The organism is Mycolicibacterium bacteremicum, assembly GCF_002086115.1.
Classification (GTDB): Bacteria; Actinomycetota; Actinomycetes; order Mycobacteriales; family Mycobacteriaceae; genus Mycobacterium; species Mycobacterium bacteremicum.
Window position 1 is genome coordinate 51,613 of record NZ_MVHJ01000016.1, and the last position, 23,313, is coordinate 74,925.

The window sequence follows — 23,313 nt, forward strand, 5'->3', positions numbered from 1 at the left end:
CTCGCGGATGACCGCGCAGGCCGACCGAGCCAACCCGTGGCACGCGCTGTGGGCCATGCTCGTCGGCTTCTTCATGATCCTGGTCGACTCGACCATCGTCGCGATCGCCAACAAGCCGATCATGGAGGCGCTGGGCACCGACTACGACGGCGTCATCTGGGTCACCAGTGCCTACCTGTTGGCCTACGCCGTCCCGCTGCTGGTGGCCGGGCGGCTCGGGGACCGGTTCGGGCCGAAGAACATGTACCTGATCGGGCTGGCGGTCTTCACGCTGGCGTCGCTGTGGTGCGGTCTGGCCGGGTCCATCGAGGAGCTCATCGCGGCCCGGGTGCTGCAGGGGCTGGGCGCGGCGTTGCTGAGCCCGCAGACGTTGTCGACGATCACCCGGCTGTTCCCCGCCGCCCGCCGCGGCGTCGCGATGAGCGTGTGGGGCGCGACCGCCGGCGTGGCGACACTGGTCGGCCCGATCGCCGGCGGTCTGCTGATCGATGGACTGGGCTGGCAGTGGATCTTCTTCGTCAACGTGCCGATCGGCATCATCGGTATCGGGCTGGCGGTGTGGTTGGTACCCACGCTGCCCACCGAGAAACACCATTTCGACCTGATCGGGGTGGCGCTGTCGGGGCTGGCGATGTTCTTCATCGTCTTCGCGCTGCAGGAAGGTCAGTCCCACGACTGGGCGCCGTGGATCTGGGCGTTGATGGCCCTCGGTGGCGCCTTCCTGGTGGCTTTCGTCTACTGGCAGTCGGTCAATCCGCGCGAGCCGCTGATCCCGCTGCGCATCTTCGCCGACCGCGACTTCACGCTGTCGACCGTCGGTGTCGCCGTCATCAGCTTCGCGGTGACCGCGATGATCCTGCCGGTCATGTTCTACGCGCCGGTGGTGCTGGGGTTGTCCTACACCCGCTCGGCGCTGCTGACCGCGCCGATGGCGATCGCCTCGGGAGTGCTGGCCCCGTTCGTCGGTCGGATCGTGGACCGCAAGCCGCCGACACCGATCATCGGTTCCGGGTTCTCGCTGCTGGCGATCGGACTGACCTGGTTGTCGTTCGAGATGACGCCGACCACGCCGATCTGGCGGCTGCTGCTGCCGTTGACGCTGATGGGGGTGGGCATGGCATTCGTCTGGTCGCCGCTGGCGGCGACGGCCACCCGCAATCTGCCGCCGGAGTCGGCCGGCGCCGGGTCCGGGGTCTACAACAGCACCCGGCAGGTGGGCGCGGTGCTCGGCAGTGCCGCCATGGCGGCCTTCATGACCAGCCGCATCGGTGCCGAACTGGGTGGGGGCGCGCAGCCGGTCGCGGGTGAGGCCGGACCCGCCCCCGACCTGCCGGCCTTCCTGGAGGCGCCGTTCTCCTCGGCGCTGTCGCAGTCGCTGCTGCTGCCGGCGTTCATCGCCCTGTTCGGGGTGGTGGGGGCGATCTTCCTGCGCGGCGACGGCCAGGGTGCGCCCGGGCCGGACAGCCCGCCGCCGGTGTCGGTGCCCGTGGACGAGCAGCACTCGCTGGACGAGGACTGGGTCGACGATGACGACTACCTCGAGTACGAGGTGGACTGGGATGCCGCGCCGGACCGCGCCGACGACCGGCCGACCGATATCGTGCCCGCGGTCCTCGTCGACGAGTCGGTGACCGATCAGCTGGGCACCTGGCACGACGAGACCGACGAACTGACACCGGTCGGGCAGGCCGAGCGGTCCGCCGATACCTGGCGCAGCGGCCCGGCGGATCTGCCGGCCGGGCCCGATTACGGCCGGATCGCCCACGCGCACAATGGCTTTCACGCCGATCAGCCGGTCTGGTCAGAGCCGCTGGAACCGCCGGCCGAGGATTCGGTGGGCAGCCTGGCGCCGCGGCCGACCCGGGGCAGGCACTCCCGCGAGGATTGAGCGCCGATGCGCGGCTAGACCGGGTCGGTCAGCGCCAGGAATGCGCCCAGTTCGACGAGACCGGCCGGGGTGCTCGGCAGATAGTCGGTCAATGCCGCGGACCGGACGATCACCGCGGTGTACTTGGCCCGGCTGATCGCGACGTTGAGCCGGTTGCGGTTGAGCAGGAACGACACGCCGCGCGGCACGTCCTGGGCCGAGGAGGCCGTCATCGACACGAACACCAGCGGGGCCTGGCGGCCCTGGAACTTGTCGACGGTGCCCACCTCGACATCGCCGAGGCCCGCCGCGTCGAGGGTGCGCCGCAGCATCACGACCTGGGCGTTGTAGGGCGTGACCACCAGCACGTGCCGCTGATCCAGTGCGACCGTGCCCTTTTCGTCGGTCCACGCGCTGCCCAGCCGCCCGGTGATCGCAGCGGCGATGGCCTCGGCCTCCTCCGGACTGTCGGTGGCGTTGCCGGTGTGCTCGACGGTCAGCACATGCACGCCCGGATCGACACCGTCGAGCCGGCGGGATCCGCTGACCTGTGCCTGGGCCTGCAGCCGTCCGCCATAGGACAGCCGCGACACCGGCCCGCAGACGTCGGGGTGCATGCGGAAGGACCGGTCCAGGAAGTACCCGCGCTCCTCGGGCAGGGTGGCGTGACCGTCCACCAGCCAGCCCAGCGCGGACCCGTCGACCGGTTCAGGGTGGGTGCCCTGGCTGACCTGCGGCAGCTGCTGCGGGTCGCCGAGCAGCAGCAGATTGCGGGCCGCCGTGGCGACGGCGATGGTGTTGGCCAGGCTGTACTGGCCGGCCTCCTCGATGACCAGCAGATCCAGCGCACCGCGTCGCACCCGGGTCGGGTTGGCGAAATCCCATGCGGTGCCCCCGATCACGCAGCCATCGGTGTCGGCGATGAACGCCGGGTAGTCCTTCTCGGCGACCTCGCGCCACGGCCGGTCCGGGCTCTTCTTCTTGCCGACGCGCTCGGCGTCCACCCCCGCGTCGACCACCCCGCCCAGCAGGTTCTCCACCACGGCGTGGGACTGCGCGACGACGCCGATGCGCCATCCGTGCTCGGTGATCAGCCGGGCGATCACCGCGGCCGAGGTGTAGGTCTTGCCGGTGCCAGGTGGGCCGTGCACCGCCAGGTAGGACGAGTCGAGATCCAGCAGTGCTGCGGTGATGTCGGCGCCGACGTCGCCGGTACGGGGGAGCGGACCGCCGCGGCGCATGCGCGGCGGGCGGCGCAGCAGGATGTCGGTGACGGCGTCGGCGGGCAGGTTGGGCAGGCCGGCGGCCAGCAGCGCTGCGGTGTCCGCGATCGACTCCTGCAGCGGTTTGGTGTTGATCGGGCCCGGCGGGGTGAGCGCGAACGGCAGCCGGTCGAACGGCTCGCTGTGCTTCTCGACGATCACGACCTCGGTCGGCGCCTCCGGGTTGTCGCATCCGGTGACCACGACATTGCCGAACGCCCGCCGGTCCGGGTCCTCGGACAGCCCGGCCGGTGCGGGCGGGTCGTAGAGGGCGAACATGTCGCTGCACAGGTCACCGTTGGCGATCTCACCGGTGAGGCGCAGGTGCCGCTGCGGTTTCCGGGCCCGGGGCGGGGTGTGCCAGTCGGCGACGATCTCGGCCGACTCGGCGATAAAGACATCGCTGTTGTCCGACCATTCGTCGACCGGATTGTTCACCCGGTCGAAATGCGCCCACCAGAACGGTTTGTCCTCGCGCTTGTGGTAGCCGCGGGCGGCGGCGACCATGGCCACCGCGGTCTGCTCGGCCGATCGTTCGGCGGTGTTGTCCCCGGCGAATCGCAGCAGTGCGCGGTCGGTGTTGTCGGCGACCGCGACGGCGGTATGAGATGCGGTGTCACGCACCGGTTGCGGGCCGCGCGGGGGCACCGCGGACTCGATGGCGCGGGCCACCAGCCAGTCACGCAGCCGCCGTGTCGACCGGCAGTCGTAGCGGTTGTAGTCCTCGATCTGCTTGAGTACCACCGCGGCGTCGTCGACGCGGCCGTCGGCGGCCAGCGCACAGTACTTGGCGTACTGGGTGATCGAGTCGGTGGCGGTGGTGACCTCGCCGTCGCGCAACTCGTTGCCCATGTAGAGCGGTTCCAGGTATTTGATGCTGTAGCTCTCGGTGCCGACCCGGATGCTCTTGCGCACCAACGGGTACAGGTCGACCAGCACCCCGTTGCGCAACAGGTCGTCGACATCGTCCTCGCCGACACCGTAGCGGCCGGCCAGCCGCAGCAGCGTGCTCTTCTCATACGCCGCGTAGTGGTAGATGTGCATGTTGGGATAGCGCCTGCGCCGTTTGCGGACCATGGCCAGGAAGTCGCACAGCGCCTGCTTCTCCGAGGGCCGGTCGTGGGCCCAGTACGGGGTGAACTCGTCGTTGACGGTCAGTACGCCCCACAGGTATTCCAGTCCCCAGTCGACCCCGTTGCGGGTCCACAGTGGGTCGCCCTCGAAGTCGAAGAACAGGTCGCCCTTGTCGGCGTCGGGGAGCACCATCAGCGGTTGGGCGTCGACGATCTCGTAAGGCGGCTTACCGTCGGTACGGTCGGCGATCTGCAGCCGGGCCTGCGCGGTCAGCGCACCGACCGTACGCCTGGACAGCTCGGGCACCGGCCCGTCGTGGGCGGCCAGCTGGTGCACGGTGGTGATCCCGGCGTCCAGCAGCCGGGCCCGCTGGGTGACCCGCATCCCGGCGACCAGCAGCAGGTCGTCACTGTCCTTGACCTGCACGCTGCAATCGGGGCAGCGGAAGCAGGCCCGCACCGTGTCGTCTGCCCAGGACACCGCCCGGCCGCCGGCGAGGTGATCGTCGAGCAGCCGTTCCAGTGCGGCGCGGCGCGGCCGGTACACCGGCAGCAGTTCGTCGACGCGGTAGGTGGCCACCGCGCCGTCGCCGAGCAGTAGGTCGATCTCGTCGGCCACCGGCACGCCCGCGGCGGCCAGGGTGTCGGCGTAGGCGGCCAGTTGCAGCAGCGCCTCCACCTTCACCGAGCGGGCCAGCTTGGTGTCGCGCAGCCGGTAGCGGCCGTCGGCGTCGAGGGTCAGGAAGTCGGCGAAGCCGGCGAACCGGCCGTCGAACATGGCGGCCTGATAGATCGCCGGGGCTCGGCGCTCGATGGCGGCCATGGTCTGCTCGGCGGCGGCGGTCAGTCCGGCCACGGTGTAGCGCGGCCGCCCGATCACGGTGACCTCGACCTGCTCGCGCAGCGCCTCGAGGTGGCGCTGTTCGTGGTCGTCACCCAGATCGGCGGTCCGGGCCAGCAGTTCGTCGTCACCAGAGGTCTTCGGCCCGCGGCCCAGGTGCGCATCGAAGGAGCGCAGCAGGGCATATTCGCACCGGGCGGCGGCCGCGAGGTCGGAGGCGCTGTAGATGACGAGGCCTGCGGTCCCGGGGTCGCTGAACACGGGTCCAGGCTAGGGGAGCGCACCGACACCGCCGGGCCGCCCTTGCCCGCGAAACCCGCGAATTCGGGGTGCCCGGGTGTGTGCGCCGGACCCCGGGTACGCGAGTGTCGCCACGAATGACGTCAGCCGGTGTTGCCGATCAGCTCGACCCCGGCACCGTTCCAGCGGAAGCGCACCACGCTGTCCAGGCCGGGCACGCCGCCGGTGAACACCAACGCGACGGTGTCGCCGGTGCTCTGGGTGGTGTCGATGTCGTTGAACCCGTAGGTGTCGGGCACGCCGGTGGGGATGAACTTGCCCTGGTGGAACATCACCGCGCGGGTGTTGACGTTCTCGGCATTGGTGTTCGCCTTGACGATCACCGCCGACAGCTGTGCGCACTCGTTGTAGTTGCCCGCCAACGGTTCCGGGCTCCAGGGCTGATTGCTGCGCGGGTCACGAGGCAGCTCGGAGACCGCCCGCACCACCTCGGGGGCGGCCAGGTTCACCGCGCACGGATCGGGCGCCGGGGTCGGCTCGGCAGGCGCAGGCGGCGGAGCGGCGACGGGGGATTCGACCGGGATGGAGGTGGGTGCGGGGGCGTCGGGTGTCTTGGACACCGTCGAATCGCTGGAGCCACAACCCGCCAGTACGACGCTGGCGGCCAACACCCATGCACCCTTCGTCGCCGACCTCACAACACCGCACCGTACCGGTGTGGCCGGTCTGTCCCGGCGTGGCGACGCGCACAGATTAGACTGCTCGTGAAATGACCTCGCCCGATGAACCCAGCCCCGCCGCCGAACTGACCTTCGCTGACCTGCACATTCACCCCTCGGTGCTGCAGGCTGTCACCGAGGTCGGCTATGAGTCGCCGTCGGCCATCCAGGCCGCGACCATCCCGCCGATGCTGGAGGGATCCGACGTCGTCGGGCTGGCCCAGACCGGAACGGGTAAGACGGCGGCGTTCGCCATCCCGATCCTGTCCAAGATCGACCCCGCCAGCAAGAACACCCAGGCGCTGGTGCTGGCGCCCACCCGGGAGCTTGCGCTGCAGGTCGCCGAGGCGTTCGGTCGCTACGGCGCGCATCTGCCGAACGTCCAGGTCCTGCCCATCTACGGCGGTTCGTCCTACGGCCCGCAGTTGGCCGGGCTGCGGCGCGGGGCGCAGATCGTGGTCGGTACCCCCGGTCGCGTCATCGACCACCTGGAGAAGGGCAGCCTGGACCTCTCGCACCTCGATTACCTGGTGCTCGACGAGGCCGACGAGATGCTGCAGATGGGCTTCGCCGAGGATGTCGAGCGCATCCTGGCCGACACCCCCGAGTACAAGCAGGTCGCGCTGTTCTCGGCCACCATGCCGCCGGCGATCAAGAAGATCACCAGCAAGTACCTGCACGACCCGGTCGAGGTCACGGTCAAGTCCAAGACCCAGACCGCGGAGAACATCACCCAGCGCTACCTGCAGGTGTCCTACCCGCGCAAGATGGATGCGCTGACCCGGCTGCTGGAGGTCGAGGAGGGCGACGCGATGATCGTGTTCGTCCGCACCAAGCAGGCCACCGAAGAGGTGGCCGAGAAACTGCGGGCGCGCGGCTTCGCGGCGGCGGCCATCAACGGCGACATCCCCCAGGCCCAGCGCGAACGCACCATCGCCTCGCTCAAGAGCGGTTCGATCGACATCCTGGTCGCCACCGACGTGGCCGCCCGCGGTCTGGACGTTGAGCGCATCTCGCATGTGGTGAACTTCGACATCCCGCACGACCCGGAGTCCTATGTGCACCGCATCGGCCGTACCGGTCGCGCGGGACGCTCGGGCACCGCGCTGCTGTTCGTCACGCCGCGGGAACGCCACCTGCTCAACTCCATCGAGCGGGTCACCCGGCAGAAGCTCGTCGAGATCCAGTTGCCCTCGGTCGACGATGTCAACGAGCAGCGGGTCGCCAAGTTCCGCGACTCCATCAGCGAGGGTCTGAACAAGCCCGGTATCGACCTGTTCCGCCGCCTCATCGAGGACTACGAGCGCGACAACGATGTGCCGTTGGCCGATATCGCCGCCGCGCTGGCGCTGCTGTCGCGCGACGGCGAAGCGTTCCTGATGACCGAACCGCCGCCGGAGAAGCGCAAGGAGCGCAGTGAACGGCCGCCGCGGGAGGACGGGCCGGGGCGCAAGAAGCACAGCACCCGAACCGATCTGGCGACCTACCGGATCGCCGTCGGCAAGCGGCACAAGGTGGCGCCGGGGGCGATCGTCGGCGCGATCGCCAACGAGGGCGGTCTGAACCGCAGCGATTTCGGGCACATCAACATCAAGGTCGACCACTCTCTGGTGGAGCTGCCGGCCAAGCTGCCGCGTGAGGTCTACAAGAAGCTGGAGAACACCCGGATCCAGGGTGTGCTGATCAACCTGCAACAGGATCGCGGCGGGCAGAAACCACGACGCAAGGACTCGTGACGTTGCAGCGCGACGCCCAAGGTGGTCTGGAGTCGGTCTCCACCACCGGTCGGGTCGCTGCGCTGACCGGAGTCCGGGCGGTCGCGGCCATGCTGGTCGTGCTGACCCACGCCGCCTACACCACGGGTAAGTACCCGCAGGGCTTCACGGGCTCGTTCTGGTCGCGCGCCGAGATCGGGGTGCCGATCTTCTTCGTGCTGTCGGGGTTTCTGCTGTTCCGGCCGTGGGTGCGCGCTTCCGCGAGTAGGTCTTCGGCGCCGTCGGTGCGTCGCTATGCCTGGCACCGGGTGCGCCGCATCATGCCCGCCTACGTCGTCACCGTGCTGGTGGCCTACGCGGTGTACCACTTCCGGGAGGCCGGGCCGAACCCCGGCCACACCTGGGAAGGCCTGCTGCGCAACCTGACGCTGACGCAGATCTACACCGACAACTATCTGTATTCCTTTCTGCACCAGGGCATGACCCAGATGTGGAGCCTGGCCGTCGAGGTCGCGTTCTATCTGGTGCTGCCGTTCCTGGCGTGGTTGCTGCTGGTGGTGCTGTGCCGTAGGCGGTGGCAGCCGGCGGTGCTGATCGCCGGACTTGCAGGTCTGTTCGCGATCAGTCCCGCCTGGTTGTGGTTGGTGCACAGCACCGACTTCCTGCCCGACGCCGCGCCGTTGTGGCTGCCGACGTACCTGGCCTGGTTCATCGGTGGCATGTTGCTGGCGGTCCTGGAGGCGACGGGAGCCCGGGCCTATGCGCTGGTATGCCTGCCGCTGGCGGTCATCTGCTATCTGATCGCCGCCACGCCGTTGGCGGGGGCGCCGACCACCTCGCCCGCGCTGTTGAGCGAGGCCCTGGTGAAGACGGTGTTCTACATGGTGATCGCGACGCTGGTCGTGGCACCGCTGGCGCTGCCGGGCACCCCGGCGTCCGGCCGCAACGGCTGGTACTACCGGGCGATGGCGAGCCGGCCGATGGTGTTCCTCGGGGAGATCTCCTATGAGATCTTCCTGGTCCACCTGATCCTGATGGAACTGGTGATGGTCGAGGTGCTGCGCTTCCCCATCTACACCGGCTCGATGTGGGCGCTGTTCTTCGGCACCATGATCGCGACGATCCCGTTCGCCTGGCTGCTGCACCGGCTGACGAGGGTACGAGACCGCCCCGCCTCAAATAAGGGTACCCTTACTTCCTAGGGCTGACCGATTTGTGGAGCGTCTGTCGGTCCCATTCCGACGCAGGCTCCACGAATCGCACGACTCGGGAGGGCTCATGATCGACCTCAAGCCGGCACGCGGTATCGAAGGCGTTCTGGTCAAGCTGTGGCGCGGCGGGGACTACGAACTCACCGTGACCGGCCGCACCGAGATCACGCCGAACTTCCTGCGGCTGCACTTCACGGCACCCGCTCTGCTGACCGAGCGGTCCATCCATCCGACCATGTGGGTGCGCGGCTGGTTCCCCGACGGGCCGCGCTCGCATCAGCGTGGCTACACCCTTGTCAACCCGGATCCCGAAAACGGGACCGTCGACATCGATTTCGCCATGCACGACGGCATCGCCACCCGCTGGGCGCGCAACGCCGCGCCCGGTGACACGCTCGAGGTGACGGTGCTGGGTAGTGACTTCGCGATCCCGGAACCGGCCCCGGCCGGCTACGTCATCGTCGGCGATGCCGCCTCGTTGCCGGCCATCAACTCGCTGCTGGCCGCGATCGGGGATGCCCCGGCGCAGGTGTTCCTGGAGTCCGCGCACTCCGATGACCGCGAGATACCCACCGGCAGAGCCGATGTCACCTGGGTCGACCGGGCCGACGACGGCGCCGCCCTGGTGCGGGCGGTCGCCGACGCCGCCTTCGACGCCCCCGCGCACTTCGGTTGGGTGGCCTGTGACAACCGCACCACCCGCGCGGTGGCCAAGGTGCTGCGTGAGGATTACAAGATACCGCGCAGGTCGGTCAAGGCCCGCGCCTACTGGGCTGCCTGAGGTATCCGCCGACCGTCGGCGCCACGAACATCTCCAGCATGGCGCGTTCGTCGGCGTCGTCGCGACCGGGGAACTGCAGCAACGAGATCAGCACCCGCACCAGCCAGCGTGCCCGCAGGGTGAGGCCGGGCTGATCGTCGCCGAGTCCGGCCAGGAAACCCTCCACGAGGGTGTGGATGACGTCGGAGCGCTCGGCCATCTGGGCGCCGATCGGGCTTGCCGTCGCAGCGAACCAGGAGACCAGCGCCGGGGTGTCACGGACCCGGCGCAATGCCAGCAGGGCCCCGTCGACCAACGGGTCGCGCGCATCGGGCATCTCGGCCAGTCGGGCACCGATCTCGGCGAACAGGCGATTCGTCTCCCGGTGCACATACGCCGAGTAGAGCGCATCGCGATTCTCGAAGTAGCGGTACAGCGTGGCCCGTGAACAGCCTGCGGCGCGGGCGATCTCATTCATCCCGACCGCGGCCGCATCGTGGCGGGTGAACAGCTGCTCGGCCGCGTCGAGGATACGCTCGGCGGCGGCCTCGGTCCGCCGGTCGGCCAACCAGTCGCCCATTAGCGCACGGTGAACGGCACCGAGAGCGGCCGGCGGACGTAGCTGCCGCCGGCCCACACCACATGGTCCAGGTCCACCTCGAATTCCGGTATCCGGCATAGCAATTCCTCCAGCGCCACCCGCGACTGCATCCGGGCCGCCGCGGCGCCCAGGCAGTGGTGTGCGCCGTGGCTGAACGTCAGGATGTTGCGGGGCCGGCGCCGCACATCGAGGTCATCGGCGTCCGGACCGTATTGCCGCTCGTCGTGGTTGCCCGAACCGTAGAGCAGCAGCACCTTGCGGCCGGTGGGAATCGTGGTGTCGCCCAGCGTCACATCACTGGTGGCGGTGCGCGCCAACCCCTGCACCGGCGAGGTCAGCCGCAGGAACTCGTCGACCGATTCGGCGATCAGCTCCGGGTTCTCGACGAGCAACCGGCGCTGATCGGGATGGCGGTGCAGCAGTTGCACCGAGCCGCCCAGCATTCCGGTGGTGGTGTCGTTGCCGCCGGTGACCATGGTGAAGGTGAACGCCAGGATCGACAGCACCCCGGCGATGTCCCCGTCGGCGCCCACACCGGCGGCCACCAGATGCGACACGGTGTCGTCCTCGGGCTGGGTGCGCCGTTTCTCGATGAGCGCGGTGAAGTACGCCATCATCCCGCCGAGCGCATCACCGAGGGTTTCCAGCGCGCCGCCGATCCCGCCGTCGGCGGTATTGGCCGCGACGATCGCGTCGGTCCACCCGTCGAATTGCCCGCGGTCGGATTCGGGCACCCCGAGATAGTGCGCGACCACCATGGACGGCAGCGGCTTGAACAACTCGGCGACGATGTCCCCGCCACCGTCGGCGCGTAACCGCTCGATGCGCTCGATGACGAACTCGCGGACCTTGGGTTCCACGGCCTCGACCTGCCGTGGGGTGAATCCCCGGGACACCAGCTTGCGGAACTCGGTGTGCACGGGTGGGTCCTGCATGACCATGGGCGGGTTGTCGGTCAGCCCGATCATCTCCAGTTCGCCGTAGTTGACGGTCAGCCCCTGGGCCGAGGAGAAGGTGCGGTGGTCGCGGGCGGCGGCCCAGATGTCGGCGTGCCGGGACAGCACGTAGTAGTCGTGGTCCGGATTGTCGGTGCGCACGTGGTGCACCGGGTCGTGGTCGCGCAGCGCGCGGTACATCGGCCACGGGTCGGGCCAGGTCGCCGCGGACCCGAGCTGGAACACCGCGTCATGAGACATCTGCGCCGTCATGTCTTATGACTACGACAGTCAGACCTACCTGTCAAGGGTGGGTGATCGGATTGTCGGGCGTCAGCCCCGTCGCGCGTATATCGCCGTATCGAGGCTGTCGGCCCGACATTGCGTCGGAGCCCGACCCGCCGCCGTGACCACTGAGCACGACAGGGCGGACGTCATCAGACCCGAGGTGGTCTCGTCGGGCGTGCTGACCAGCATCTCCCGCCGCGGCGGGCCGCCGATGCCGGTCAGCACCAGGACGACGGCGAACCCGTCATGGTCACCGGTGGTCGTGGTCGCGGTGTTGTAGGCGTTCTCCAGGGGAACCAGACCGCCGAATGTCGCCTGCCCGCTGTTCACCAGCGCCGTGGCCAACGAGTCCCGGGCCCGGTTCGACGAGACGTAGACGTGGCCGGGCAGCCAGCCGGTGAAGCCGACCTTCTCGGTGGAAAACGCCGCACTCCACACGAACCCGGTGTCGGTCTCGACCGGGTCCGGCCCGAAGATGCGGCCGTGATCGTTCTGGCGCAGGAAGAAGTCGTCGGAATAGCTCAGCAGCGGGCCCGGCCGCTGCCCGTAGGTCACATCATCGATGCGGCCCCGGAAGCCGAAGCTGTGCAACGGCCGGGCGGGGAAGCCCGATCGGAACATCGCCTGGTTCAACCGCTGCCCCGCCTGGGTCCGGGTCGTCGAGTTCGGATCGACGATGATGACGTTGACCGCTTCCAGCAGCGTCCGGCCCTGGTATTTCTTGCCACCCCAGTTGGCGATCTTGTTGCCCCACTGCAACATCCACTTGCCGACCTCGCCGTAGGGAGTGGTGACCTGGTCGGTGGGTACGGGTGCCACCGGCTCGGCGGCGGCCTGCGGCTCGGGGGCCGCTATCTCGGCGCGGGCCGCGGCCCGCTCCAGCAGCGCCGTCGCGTCCGGGCGGGTCGCGGTGCGTGGCCGGACCCGGCGCTCGACGGGAGCCTCGTCGCGGTCCCGCGCGGTGAGCCCCCGGACACCGTGTGCGCCGTCATCCTCGTCGTCCTCGGCACGCGTCGGTGCGGATGCGGACGGCTGCGAGGACTCCGCAGTCGAGGAGGCCGCCGAGGCCGAGGTGGACGACGAGGTATCGGTGGGGGAGTCGTCGGCGTGCGCGATCCCGGCCCCGCCGATCCCCAGCAGCAGCACCAGTACCGCGAGCACACCGGCCCGCCGCACCGCGTATGACGAATTGCCTGAGCCCACAGTCATCCCCGCCTCCCCAGCGAAACACCCGTCCGCAGGAGCGTATCCGCGCCGGGCGCTCGGCGCGGGCCGGTTCGGCATCGGAGAACCGGCACAATGTCCACATGGCCGACAGAACTGACACGGTGCGCGTCGCGATCGCCCAACTCGATGTCGCCGCACGCGATGTCGCGCGCAACAGCGCGCGGCTGAGCGCGCTGGTCACCGAGCACGCAGACGCCGATCTGGTGGTGGTGCCCGAGCTGGCGCTCACCGGCTACCAGGTCGATGATCTCGACGAGCTCGCCGCACCGCCGGAGCAGGCGCTGGCCGAGATCGCGGCGGCGTGCGCCCGGGCGGGAACCGCGTTCGTCGGCGGGTACCTGGAACCCGGACCCGGCCGGCCCTACGACGCGATGGCGGTCATCGACGCGTCGGGCGCCTTGGTGGCCAACTACCGCAAGACGCACCTGTTCCACGCCGAGGCCGCCGCCTTCGCCACCGGTGACCGACTGGTCGTGGCCCGACTCGGCGAGCTCACGATCGGCCTGATGAACTGCTTCGACATGGAATTCCCCGAGGTGGCCCGCACGCTGGCCGACAACGGCGCGCAGCTGCTGGTGGTCAGCTCGGCCAACATGGACCCGCTCTTTCACGACCACCTGATCGCCGGCCAGTCCCGCGCGCTGGAGAACCGATTGCCGCTGGTCTACGCCAACCGCTGCGGCACGGAAATCGGGCATCGGTTCTGCGGGGGCAGCCGCGCGGTCGACCCTGACGGCCGGGTGCTCGCCGAGCTGGACCGCGACGAGGGCGTGCTCACCGTCGACGTGCCGCTGCACAGCGCGCTGGGCGACTTCGTCCAGTACCGGAGCCTGCTGCGCCCGGAGCTGTACAGCAGACGCTGACCCGGCGGCCGGCGCCGAGGTGCCCCCGGATCGGAGCGCGAGTAAGGCTAGCCTTGGCTCCGAAGGGTGCAGCCATGGCGCCCGGGGAGGAGACGCCGCGATGGCACGCGGATTCCAGGGCGTGATGATGCGCGGTTTCGGTGCACGTGATCACGAGGTGACCGTGCTGGGCACCGAATGGCTGGCCCCGCACTGCCTGCGCATCCGGATGGTGTCGCCGACGGTGTTCGAGGACTCGGCCGCCGAGCCCACCTCGTGGTTGCGGTTCTGGATCCCCGACCCCGACGGCACCGACACCGAATTCCAGCGCGCCTACACCATCTCGGAGTCCGATCCCGACACCGGTCACTTCGCCATCGACGTGGTGCTGCACGAGCCCGCCGGCCCCGCCTCCACCTGGGCGGCGAATGCCGAACCCGGTGCCACCATCGCGGCAATGGTGATGGGCTCCAAGGGGTTTTCGGTGCCCGAGGACCCGGCGGAGCGGCCGGCCGGCTATCTGCTGATCGGTGACACCGCGTCCCAGCCCGCCATCAACGGCATCATCGGTGCCGTCCCGCACGACATCCCCATCGAGCTGTACCTGGAACAGCACCACGACGACGATCCGCTGATCCCGCTGGCCGAGCACCCCCGTCTGCGGGTGCACCGGGTGCCGCGGACAGATGCCGCCGCGGTGGCCGCCGCGATCGAGGCGCGGGACTGGTCCAACTGGTATGCCTGGGCCGGCCCCGAGGCCGGTGCGCTCAAGCACCTGCGCACCCGGCTGCGCGATGAGTTCGGGTTCCCCAAGCAGGAGATCCACGCCCAGGCCTACTGGACCGAGGGCCGCGCCATGGGCAGCAAGCGTGGCGACGAACCGGCTGCCGAGAAGCCCGCGTCCGCCCCGGTGTCGGCCGCCGCCCCGGTGGCGCTCCCGGCCGCCCCGGCGGGCACCTGGCGGGCGCAGGCCGCCGGCCGGTTGCTGGCCCCGCTGAAGCGCAAGCTGATCATCTCCGGGCTGCTGCAGGCCCTGATCACGCTGATCGAACTCGCCCCGTTCGTGCTGCTGGTCGAGTTGGCCCGGTTGCTGCTCGTCGGTGCCGACGGGGACCGGCTGTGGGACCTGGGTCTTGCCGCGGTGGCGCTGCTGGGCACCGGCACCGTCCTGACCGCGGCGCTGGCGCTGTGGCTGCACCGGGTGGACGCCGCATTCGCCCGGGACCTGCGCGCAAGGATGCTGACCAAGCTCTCCCGGCTGCCGCTGGGCTGGTTCACCGCCCGCGGCTCGGGGTCGGTCAAACAGCTCGTGCAGGACGACACGTTGTCGCTGCACTACCTGATCACCCACGCCATCCCCGATGCCGTCGCCGCCGTCGTCGCGCCCGTGGCGGTGCTGGTGTACCTGTTCGTCGTGGACTGGCGCATCGCGCTGGTGCTGTTCGGCCCGGTGCTGGTCTACCTGGTGCTGATGTCGGTCATGACGATCCAGTCCGGTACCAAGATCACCCAGGCGCCCAAGTGGGCCGAGCGGATGAGCGGGGAGGCCGGCGCCTATCTCGAAGGCCAACCCGTGGTGCGCATCTTCGGTGGTGCGGCCTCGTCGAGCTTCCGCAACCGCCTCGATGACTACATCGGATTCCTGGTCGACTGGCAGCGCCCGTTCGTAGGCAAGAAGACGCTGATGGACCTGGTGACCCGCCCGACCACCTTCCTCTGGCTGATCATGGTCGTCGGCACCCCGCTGGTGATCGGCGGTGGACTGGACCCGGTGGACCTGCTGCCGTTCTTGTTGCTGGGCACCACCTTCGGGTCCCGGTTGCTGGGTATCGGCTACGGACTGGCGGGTATCCAGGGCGGCATGCTCGCCGCGCGCAGGGTGCAGAGCGTGCTCGACGAGCCCGAGCTGACTGTGCGCGACGGTATCGCCGATGCGACCGCGGCGGCAGCCGGTGCCGTGGTCTTCGACCGGGTCACCTTCGGATACCGACCCGAGGTGCCGGTCATCAAGGAGGTGTCGCTGACTCTGGCGCCGGGCACCGTCACCGCGCTGGTCGGTCCGTCGGGCTCGGGCAAGTCCACGCTGGCCGCGCTGCTGGCCCGCTTCCACGACGTGCAGCAGGGCGCGATCACCGTCGGCGGCATGGATATCCGTGCACTGCCGGCCGAGGAGCTCTACCGCCGTGTCGGTTTCGTGCTGCAGGAGACCCAGCTGGTACACGGCACCGCGGCCGAGAACATCGCGCTGGCCGATCCGGAGGCCGGCGCCGAGCGGGTCACCGCCGCGGCCCGCGACGCCCAGATCCACGATCGCATCACCCGGATGGCGGAAGGTTATGACACCGTGCTCGGGTCCGGATCCGGCCTGTCGGGTGGCGAGCGGCAGCGCCTGACCATTGCCCGCGCGATCCTGGCCGACACCCCGGTGCTGATCCTCGACGAGGCCACGGCCTTCGCCGACCCGGAGTCGGAATACCTTGTGCAACAGGCGCTCAATCGGTTGACGAAAGATCGGACCGTGCTCGTCATAGCGCACCGGCTGCACACCGTCACCCACGCCGACCAGATCGTGGTCCTCGACGACGGTGTGATCGCCGAGACCGGGACCCATGAACACCTGCTCGCCGCCGGTGGGCGGTATCGGGCGTTGTGGGAGTCCGGGCGTCCCGTCACCGCCGGTCAGGAGGCCACCCGATGATCCGCACCCTGCTGGCCCTCATTCCCGCCGACCGGCGCGGCACGGTCGGTCGCTACACGGTGCTGGCCATCGCCTCGGTGCTGCTGCGCGCGGTCGCCGTGGTGCTGCTGGTGCCGCTGGTGGCCGCGCTCTTCAGCGCCACACCGGCCGATGCCTGGATGTGGCTGGGCTGGCTGACCGTGCTGACGGTCACCGGCTGGGTGGTCGACACCCTTACGGCCAGAATGGGATTCGACATCGGCTTCACCGTGCTCGACCGTACCCAGCACGATATGGCCGACCGGTTGCCCGATATCAGGCTGGACTGGCTGTCCCATGACAACACCGCGGCCACCCGCCAGGCCATCGCGGCCACCGGCCCGGAGCTGGTGGGACTGGTGGTCAACCTGATGACGCCGCTGATCGGTGCGGTGCTGCTGCCCGCGGCGATCGCGCTGGCGCTGCTGGTGGTCTCGGTGCCGCTGGGCCTGGCGGCACTGGTGGGCGTCGCGGTGCTACTGGGCGCCCTGTGGCTGTCGGGCCGGCTCACCCGCAGCGCCGACCGGGTCGCCGGGGCGGCCAACACCGCCTTCACCGAACGCATCATCGAGTTCGCCCGCACCCAGCAGGCCCTGCGCGCCGCCCGCCGGGTGGAGCCGGCCCGCAGTCTGGTGGGCAGCGCGCTGGAGGCCCAGCACGGTGCCGGCCTGCGGCTGCTGACCATGCAGGTGCCCGGGCAACTGTTGTTCAGCCTGGCCAGCCAGCTGGCGCTGATCGTCTTCGCCACGGCCACCACCCTGCTCACGGTGCGCGGCGAGCTGACCGTGCCCGAGGCCGTCGCGCTCATCGTGGTGATCGCGCGCTACCTGGAACCCTTCACCATCCTCAGCGAATTGTCCGGCGCGCTGGAATCCACCCGCGCCACCCTCGGTCGGATCCAGCAGGTGCTCGACGCCCCGACCCGCAGCGCGGGGACCGGCGCACCTCGCCACGACGGCGCCCCGCGCATCGAATTCGACCGGGTGACTTTTGGTTACGGCGATTCGACTGTGCTCGACGAGCTCAGCTTCGCGCTCGAACCGGGCACCACGACCGCGATCGTCGGACCGTCCGGCTCGGGCAAGAGCACCATCCTGGGCCTCATCGCCGGTCTGCACGAACCGGATACCGGACGCGTGCTGTTCGACGGGACGGATCTGGCCGACCTGGATCCGGCTGCCCGCCGCGCCGCGGTCAGCATGGTGTTCCAGCACCCCTATCTGTTCGACGGATCGGTGCGCGACAACATCCTGGTCGGTGACCCGGCGGCCGATGCCGAAACCCTGGCCGCGGCAACCCGGCTCGCCCGTGTCGACGAACTGACCGCACGCCTGCCCGACGGTGAGCTCACCCCGGTGGGCGAGGCGGGCTCGGCGCTGTCCGGTGGTGAGCGGCAGCGGGTCAGCATCGCCCGCGCGCTGGTCAAGCCGGCGCCGGTGCTGCTGGTCGACGAGGCCACCAGCGCGCTGGACACCGAGAACGAGGCCGCCGTGGTCGATGCGCTGACCGCCGATGTGCGGACCCGCACCCGGGTCATCGTCGCGCACCGGCTGGCGAGCATCCGCCGCGCCGACCGGGTGCTGTTCGTCGACGGCGGACGGATTGTCGAAGACGGCGCCATCGACGAACTGCTCTCCGCCGGTGGCCGTTTCGCGCAGTTCTGGCAGCAGCAGACCTCGGCATCGGACTGGCAGCTGGCGGTCAGGTCAGCCTGCTAGCCGCGAGCGCCGGGACGACGCCCCACCCGGGACGCGGACGGTTCGCGACCCCGCGCCGACCGAGCGCGTCGGTAACCGCGTTGACATCGCCGTTTGTCCCGCATGCCGGCGGCCCGAATGCGACTTGAATGCGACGTATCGGTCGCAATAACGTCGCCAACCGGTCCAAGGCCGCCGAACTGCTCCGCGCAGCGCGCCGATACGGAAGGTTTGTCCCCATGCGTGAATACCTCCAGTTCTTCATCGACGGCGCCTGGGTGGATCCGATGCAGCCGGCCACCCTCGACGTCGACGACCCGCGCACCGAACAGGTCTCGGGCCGCATCGCCCTCGGCGCGGCTGCCGATGTCGACAAGGCGGTCGCCGCCGCCCGTCGCGCATTCCCCGGCTGGTCGGCCACCGGCACGCCGGAGCGGCTGGCCGTGCTGGGCGCGATCCTGGCCGAATACCAGACCCGGATGCCTGATCTGGCCGACGCGGTGGCCGAGGAGATGGGCGCCCCGCCGGGACTGGCCGGTGGGCTGCAGGTGAACCTGGGGCTGGGCCACCTGGCCTCGGCCATCGAGGCCCTGACGAACTTCGAGTTCGAGACCGACCGCGGATCCACCAGGGTCATCAAGGAGCCCATCGGGGTGTGCGGGCTGATCACCCCGTGGAACTGGCCGCTGAACCAGATCGCGGCCAAGGTGTACCCGGCACTGGCCGCCGGCTGCACCATGGTGCTCAAACCCTCGGAGGTGGCCCCGTATTCGGCGCAGATCTTCACCGAGATCCTCGCCGCCGCCGGGGTGCCCGCCGGTGTCTACAACCTGGTCTACGGTGACGGTCCGGGAGTGGGCGCGGCCATCGCCGGCCACCCGGACATCGACATGGTGTCCTTCACCGGATCCACCCGGGCCGGCATCGAGGTGGCCCGCAACGCCGCGCCCACCGTCAAACGGGTCAGCCAGGAGCTCGGCGGCAAGAGCCCGAACATCGTGCTCGATGACGACTCGTTCGCCACCGGTGTCGGGGCCGGCGTCTCGGCGATGATGCTCAACAGTGGGCAGAGCTGCAACGCGCCCTCCCGCATGCTGGTGCCGAACTCCCGGATGGACGAGGCCATCGCGATCGCCCGTTCCGTCGGCGCCGCGGTCACCGTCGGTGATCTCGCGGACGAGAACGCGATCGGACCGGTCGCCTCGAAGGCGCAGTTCGACAAGATCCAGGGTCTGATCGGCCAGGGCATCGACGCCGGGGCCGAACTGGTGGTCGGTGGTCTCGGCCGCCCCGACGGTCTGGACACCGGCTACTACGTCAAACCGACGGTCTTCGCCCGGGTGCGCAACGACATGGTCATCGCCCGCGAGGAGATCTTCGGCCCGGTGCTGTGCATCATCGGCTACGACGACCTGGACCACGCGATCGACATCGCCAACGACACCGACTACGGCCTGGCGGGTTACGTCTGGGCCGCCGATATCGAGGCCGCGCGTGCGGTGGCCCGCCGGATCCGGGCCGGTTCGGTGGCAATCAACCACGCCTTCGACATCAACGCCCCGTTCGGTGGTTACAAGGCCAGTGGGAACGGCCGGGAGTGGGGCGATTTCGGGTTCGAGGAATACCTCGAGGTCAAGGCTGCGGTCGGCTACGCGCCGGCGTAGGCGAGTGCAGCGACGGATCAGGCGCTACAGCCCGGTCCCCGGGTTGAGGATGCCCGCCGGGTCGAGCGCGGCCTTGATCCGGCGGTTGAGCTCCATCGCCTCCGGTCCCAGATAGCCGGCCAGCCACGGCTTCTTGAGCCGGCCCACCCCGTGCTCGCCGGTGATGGTGCCACCGAGCGACACGGCCAGATCCATGATCTCGCCGAACGCGACCTCGGCGCGGCGGGCCATGTCGGCGTCGGCGGGATCGAACACGATCAGCGGGTGGGTGTTGCCGTCCCCGGCGTGCGCGATCACCGAGATCAGCAGATCGTGGTGCGCGGCGATCTTCTCGATACCGGCCACCAGATGCGACAGCGCGGGCAGTGGCACCCCGACATCCTCGAGCAGCAGCGACCCCTTGGCTTCCACCGCCGGGATCGCATAGCGCCGGGCCACCACGAAGGCTTCACCCTCGGCCGGGTCGGAGGTCGAGAAGACCTCCGTGGCACCGGCTTCGGTGAAGACCCTGGCCATGAACTCGGCATCGTCGGCGCCGGCCGGTCCGCGGTCGTCGGAGGCGGCCACCATCATCGCCGCCGCCGTGCGATCCAACCCCATCTTCAACTTGTCCTCCACCGCATTGATGGCGGCGGCGTCCATGAACTCCAGCATGGACGGCCGGATCTTCCCGGTGATGGTGACCACCGCATCTGCCGCCGACTCCACCGAGGCGAAGGTGGCCACCACCGTGCACGGCGTGTGCTGCGGGGGCAGCAGTCGCAAGGTCACCTCGGTGATGACACCGAGGGTGCCCTCACTACCGACGAACAGCTTCGTCAGGCTCAGCCCCGCAACATCTTTCAGGCGCGGACCGCCCAGTCGCACCGCGGTGCCGTCGGCCAGCACCACCTGCAGGCCCAGCACGTAATCGGTGGTGACGCCGTATTTGACGCAGCACAGACCGCCGGCGTTGGTGGCGATGTTGCCGCCGATGGTGCAGATCTCGTAGGAGGACGGATCCGGTGGGTACCACAACCCGTGCTCGGCGACGACCTGCTTCACCTCCGCGTTGAGCAGCCCGGGCTGGACCACCGCGGTGCGGGTGGCGGTGTCGACGGTGATATCGCGCATCCGCTCGGTGGACAGCACGACGCTGCCGTCCTGGGCCGTCGCGCCGCCGGACAACCCGGTGCCCGCACCGCGGGGGATGACCGCGATCCCGTGCCCGGCGGCCCACCGCACGACGGTCTGTACATCCTCGGTGCACCGAGGGCGGACCACCGCCAGGGCCGTGCCCGCGTCGGGATCCGCGGCGCGGTCCTGCCGGTAGGACGCGACGATATCGGGGTCGGTGACGACGGTGCCCTCGGGCAATGCGGCGATCAGGCCGTCCAGTGCGGAACTCACCTGCGCAAGTCTAGGGTCGTCGCCGGCAGCGGATTTCGGCACTGGCCGGCCCGCGTGCCTGCGCGCACGAATAGCGTTACGCGGCAGCGTAATGCGATCCGGCGGTGCCCGATCAGCGGCCGGGCGACCGATCGCGGTCCAGCTCACGCAGCGATGGCAGCCCGATGGCCACCAGTCCCATCAGCAACATCGGTACCGACAACGCCAGGAACGTGGCGTGCAGCCCGGCGGAGTCGGCCAGCGGTCCGGCCAGCAGCAGGCCCAGCGGGCCGGCGGCATAGGCCAGCGAGCCCATCACCCCGACCACCCGGCCCCGCAGGTGCGGCGGTGCGTTGGTCTGCATGACGTGGTTGTAGATGGGCTGGATGGGTCCGTAGACGAAGCCGACGACCGCCGACAACCCCAGGATCAGCGGCAGCGGCGGCAGGAACGCGATGATCGTCATCGCCACGCCCAGCGTGATCACGGCGATCAGCATGGTGGTGCGCCGCAACATGTGCCGGGACAGCACCGCATAACTGAGCGCGCCGACCAGCCCGCCGATCGACAGCGCCATCAGCACCCAGCCCAGCTGGGCCGGCTCGTCGCGGTCGGTGAAGTACTTCGGGAACAGCACGGCCTCCATCGGCATGTACAGCCCGGTGACGGTCAGGTCGATCAGCGCCAGGGTGCGCAGCACCTTGAGGTTCCACACGAAGGACAGACCCTCGACCACACCGGCCCAGACCCGCTCGGGCAACTCGGACCGGTCCGGTGGACCGGCGCCCTCCAGTCGCAGCACCGAGATGGCCAGGATCGAGCAGCCGAATGCGGCCGCGGTCACCCACATGGTCTCGACGCCCCCGATGGTGGCGATCAGCACGCCGCCGATGCCGGGGCCCACGATGTAGGCCAGGTTGAACACGGCCTCGTAGACGCTGTTGGCATGGTCCAGGGTCCACCGGGCGCGCGCCGCGGCCTCGGGCAGCATGGTCTCGCGCGCGGTCATCCCGGCCGGGTCGAAGGCCGCGCCGAGTGCGGCCAGCGTGGCCAGCACGGCGACGTTCACGGCGTCGACGCCGAAGAGCAATGCGATCACCGGCACCGCCGCCACCGACAGCCCGGAGAGCACATCCGAGATCATCGACACCCGGCGCCGGCCGATGTAGTCCACCGCCGCGCCCGCAATGACGGTCGAGGCCAACAGCGGCAGCGTGCCGGCCATCGCGACCAGCGAGGCCTCCCACGCCGACCCGTTGCGCTGCAGCACCAGCCAGGGGAACGCGACCATCGAGATGCCGTTGCCCGCGCCGGCCATGAGGGCGGCGAACAGGATCAGGTACGCCGGACCGCGGCTGGGTGTGTTCATGGGTATCGCGGCGAATTTAGCAGCGGTGTCGGCGGTCCGGCGATCGATTTTGCCGCGGCCGCGGGCAGGATGGATATGTGCCCGGAAACGACCCCAGACTGCCGCACCCACGCACCGGGCGACTGTTCGGTTCCCCCGTGCCGCCCGGTGCGGGCTGGCCCGGTGACCCCGCCAAGCGCACGACCCCGGTGGCACACACGGCGGCCGAGGTCGCCGCACTGGCTGCCGCGGCGCCGTCGCTGCCTCTGCTCGACGCGCAGGTCAGTGTCTGCCGGGCCTGCCCACGGTTGGTGGCGTGGCGGGAGGACGTCGCGGTGCAGAAGCGCCGCGCCTTCGCCGAGCAGCCGTACTGGGGCAGACCGATTCCCGGTTGGGGTGCGCGGCGCCCGCGCGTGCTGATCGTCGGGTTGGCCCCGGCCGCGCACGGCGCCAACCGCACCGGCCGGGTGTTCACCGGCGACCGCTCGGGCGATCAGCTGTTCGCGGCGCTGTTCCGGGCCGGGCTGGTCGACGCCGGGGTGAGCATCGACGCCGCCGACGGGCTGGGCACCCGCGACGTCCGGATCGTCGCACCGGTGCGCTGCGCGCCACCGGCGAACAAGCCCACCCCGGACGAGCGCACGACGTGCGCGCCCTGGCTGACCGCGGAATGGCAGCGGGTGCGTCGGCATGTGCGTGTGGTGGTCACCCTGGGCGGGTTTGCCTGGCAGGTGGCGCTCGGACTGCTGGCCGACGAGCTGGCCGGCCGGCCCAAACCGGTGTTCGGCCACGGTGCACAGGTGCGGCTCGACTCCGGCGCGGTGTTGCTGGGCTGCTACCACCCGAGCCAGCAGAACATGTTCACCGGCCGGCTCACCCCGGCGATGCTCGACGATGTCTTCACCACGGCGGCGGCACTCGCGCACGGTCAGTGACACC

Annotated in this window: 16 protein-coding genes; 9 read left to right on the forward strand and 7 right to left on the reverse strand. The window is 69.8% G+C overall.

What is annotated here, in order from left to right:
* Window positions 1-7 precede the first annotated feature (7 nt).
* A complete protein-coding gene (locus BST17_RS18740; protein ID WP_083060407.1) occupies window positions 8-1,888 on the forward strand; it encodes an MFS transporter in 1,881 nt (626 codons plus the stop codon).
* Window positions 1,889-1,902: 14 nt separating this feature from the next.
* On the opposite strand, the gene BST17_RS18745 is transcribed toward BST17_RS18740, so the two are convergent.
* Window positions 1,903-5,304, reverse strand: coding sequence for a TM0106 family RecB-like putative nuclease (locus BST17_RS18745; RefSeq protein WP_083060408.1), 3,402 nt, complete (start codon window positions 5,302-5,304; stop codon window positions 1,903-1,905).
* A 122-nt stretch (window positions 5,305-5,426) separates the two neighbouring features.
* On the reverse strand, window positions 5,427-5,981 hold the full coding sequence (locus BST17_RS18750) for an LppP/LprE family lipoprotein (RefSeq protein WP_083060409.1): 555 nt from the start codon (window positions 5,979-5,981) through the stop codon (window positions 5,427-5,429).
* 71 nt (window positions 5,982-6,052) lie between these two features.
* Here BST17_RS18750 and BST17_RS18755 point away from each other — a divergent pair, with 71 nt between their 5' ends.
* The 3 genes from BST17_RS18755 (at window position 6,053) to BST17_RS18765 (ending at window position 9,709) form a co-directional block, all read left to right on the forward strand.
* Window positions 6,053-7,738 (forward strand): DEAD/DEAH box helicase, encoded by a 1,686-nt coding sequence (locus BST17_RS18755; protein WP_083060410.1) that lies wholly within the window; start codon window positions 6,053-6,055, stop codon window positions 7,736-7,738.
* The gene (locus tag BST17_RS18760; RefSeq protein ID WP_083060411.1) at window positions 7,735-8,919 is read left to right on the forward strand and encodes an acyltransferase family protein; all 1,185 of its coding nucleotides are present in this window, start codon (window positions 7,735-7,737) and stop codon (window positions 8,917-8,919) included. Before BST17_RS18755 ends, BST17_RS18760 begins: the two co-directional genes overlap by 4 nt.
* Before the next feature lie 76 nt (window positions 8,920-8,995).
* Window positions 8,996-9,709 carry a siderophore-interacting protein gene (locus BST17_RS18765; protein WP_083060412.1) on the forward strand — a complete coding sequence of 238 codons (714 nt, stop codon included), beginning with the start codon at window positions 8,996-8,998 and terminating at the stop codon, window positions 9,707-9,709.
* Here the strand turns inward: BST17_RS18765 and BST17_RS18770 are convergent.
* Genes BST17_RS18770 through BST17_RS29345 form a run of 3 tightly spaced genes read right to left on the reverse strand, consistent with a single transcriptional unit; the run spans window position 9,681 to window position 12,721 of the window.
* Entirely contained in the window at window positions 9,681-10,268 is a 588-nt protein-coding gene (locus BST17_RS18770; protein WP_083060413.1) for a TetR/AcrR family transcriptional regulator, read from the reverse strand. The two genes, BST17_RS18765 and BST17_RS18770, sit on opposite strands and share 29 nt — an antisense overlap.
* Window positions 10,268-11,497 carry a cytochrome P450 gene (locus BST17_RS18775; protein WP_083060414.1) on the reverse strand — a complete coding sequence of 410 codons (1,230 nt, stop codon included), beginning with the start codon at window positions 11,495-11,497 and terminating at the stop codon, window positions 10,268-10,270. Before BST17_RS18775 ends, BST17_RS18770 begins: the two co-directional genes overlap by 1 nt.
* Before the next feature lie 60 nt (window positions 11,498-11,557).
* Window positions 11,558-12,721 (reverse strand): hypothetical protein, encoded by a 1,164-nt coding sequence (locus BST17_RS29345; protein ID WP_165762300.1) that lies wholly within the window; start codon window positions 12,719-12,721, stop codon window positions 11,558-11,560.
* A 98-nt stretch (window positions 12,722-12,819) separates the two neighbouring features.
* Between BST17_RS29345 and BST17_RS18785 the strand changes: the two genes are divergently transcribed.
* From BST17_RS18785 to BST17_RS18800, 4 genes are all read left to right on the forward strand, one after another.
* Window positions 12,820-13,602 carry a nitrilase-related carbon-nitrogen hydrolase gene (locus BST17_RS18785; RefSeq protein ID WP_165762301.1) on the forward strand — a complete coding sequence of 261 codons (783 nt, stop codon included), beginning with the start codon at window positions 12,820-12,822 and terminating at the stop codon, window positions 13,600-13,602.
* 100 nt (window positions 13,603-13,702) lie between these two features.
* Window positions 13,703-16,279, forward strand: coding sequence for an ABC transporter ATP-binding protein/permease (locus BST17_RS18790; protein WP_083060417.1), 2,577 nt, complete (start codon window positions 13,703-13,705; stop codon window positions 16,277-16,279).
* The gene (locus tag BST17_RS18795; RefSeq protein WP_083060418.1) at window positions 16,276-18,015 is read left to right on the forward strand and encodes an ABC transporter ATP-binding protein; all 1,740 of its coding nucleotides are present in this window, start codon (window positions 16,276-16,278) and stop codon (window positions 18,013-18,015) included. Before BST17_RS18790 ends, BST17_RS18795 begins: the two co-directional genes overlap by 4 nt.
* Window positions 18,016-18,233: 218 nt before the next feature.
* Window positions 18,234-19,658 (forward strand): aldehyde dehydrogenase family protein, encoded by a 1,425-nt coding sequence (locus BST17_RS18800; RefSeq protein ID WP_083060419.1) that lies wholly within the window; start codon window positions 18,234-18,236, stop codon window positions 19,656-19,658.
* 24 nt (window positions 19,659-19,682) lie between these two features.
* On the opposite strand, the gene BST17_RS18805 is transcribed toward BST17_RS18800, so the two are convergent.
* Both BST17_RS18805 and BST17_RS18810 read right to left on the reverse strand, forming a co-directional pair.
* Entirely contained in the window at window positions 19,683-21,047 is a 1,365-nt protein-coding gene (locus BST17_RS18805) for an FAD-binding oxidoreductase (protein ID WP_083060420.1), read from the reverse strand.
* A 112-nt stretch (window positions 21,048-21,159) separates the two neighbouring features.
* Window positions 21,160-22,395 (reverse strand): multidrug efflux MFS transporter Tap, encoded by a 1,236-nt coding sequence (locus tag BST17_RS18810; RefSeq protein WP_083060421.1) that lies wholly within the window; start codon window positions 22,393-22,395, stop codon window positions 21,160-21,162.
* A 77-nt stretch (window positions 22,396-22,472) separates the two neighbouring features.
* Here BST17_RS18810 and BST17_RS18815 point away from each other — a divergent pair, with 77 nt between their 5' ends.
* A complete protein-coding gene (locus BST17_RS18815; protein WP_083060422.1) occupies window positions 22,473-23,309 on the forward strand; it encodes a uracil-DNA glycosylase in 837 nt (278 codons plus the stop codon).
* The last annotated feature ends 4 nt before the right edge of the window (window positions 23,310-23,313 follow it).

Excerpts from the sequence above, each read along its gene's own strand:
- BST17_RS18775 (WP_083060414.1), bottom strand. The coding sequence starts at position 11,497 with ATGACGGCGCAGATGTCTCATGACGCGGTGTTCCAGCTCGGGTCCGCG.
- BST17_RS18785 (WP_165762301.1), top strand. The coding sequence starts at position 12,820 with ATGGCCGACAGAACTGACACGGTGCGCGTCGCGATCGCCCAACTCGAT.
- BST17_RS18800 (WP_083060419.1), top strand. The coding sequence starts at position 18,234 with ATGCGTGAATACCTCCAGTTCTTCATCGACGGCGCCTGGGTGGATCCG.
- BST17_RS29345 (WP_165762300.1), bottom strand. The coding sequence starts at position 12,721 with ATGACTGTGGGCTCAGGCAATTCGTCATACGCGGTGCGGCGGGCCGGT.
- BST17_RS18765 (WP_083060412.1), top strand. The coding sequence starts at position 8,996 with ATGATCGACCTCAAGCCGGCACGCGGTATCGAAGGCGTTCTGGTCAAG.
- BST17_RS18740 (WP_083060407.1), top strand. The coding sequence starts at position 8 with ATGACCGCGCAGGCCGACCGAGCCAACCCGTGGCACGCGCTGTGGGCC.
- BST17_RS18770 (WP_083060413.1), bottom strand. The coding sequence starts at position 10,268 with ATGGGCGACTGGTTGGCCGACCGGCGGACCGAGGCCGCCGCCGAGCGT.
- BST17_RS18795 (WP_083060418.1), top strand. The coding sequence starts at position 16,276 with ATGATCCGCACCCTGCTGGCCCTCATTCCCGCCGACCGGCGCGGCACG.
- BST17_RS18810 (WP_083060421.1), bottom strand. The coding sequence starts at position 22,395 with ATGAACACACCCAGCCGCGGTCCGGCGTACCTGATCCTGTTCGCCGCC.
- BST17_RS18755 (WP_083060410.1), top strand. The coding sequence starts at position 6,053 with ATGACCTCGCCCGATGAACCCAGCCCCGCCGCCGAACTGACCTTCGCT.
- BST17_RS18790 (WP_083060417.1), top strand. The coding sequence starts at position 13,703 with ATGGCACGCGGATTCCAGGGCGTGATGATGCGCGGTTTCGGTGCACGT.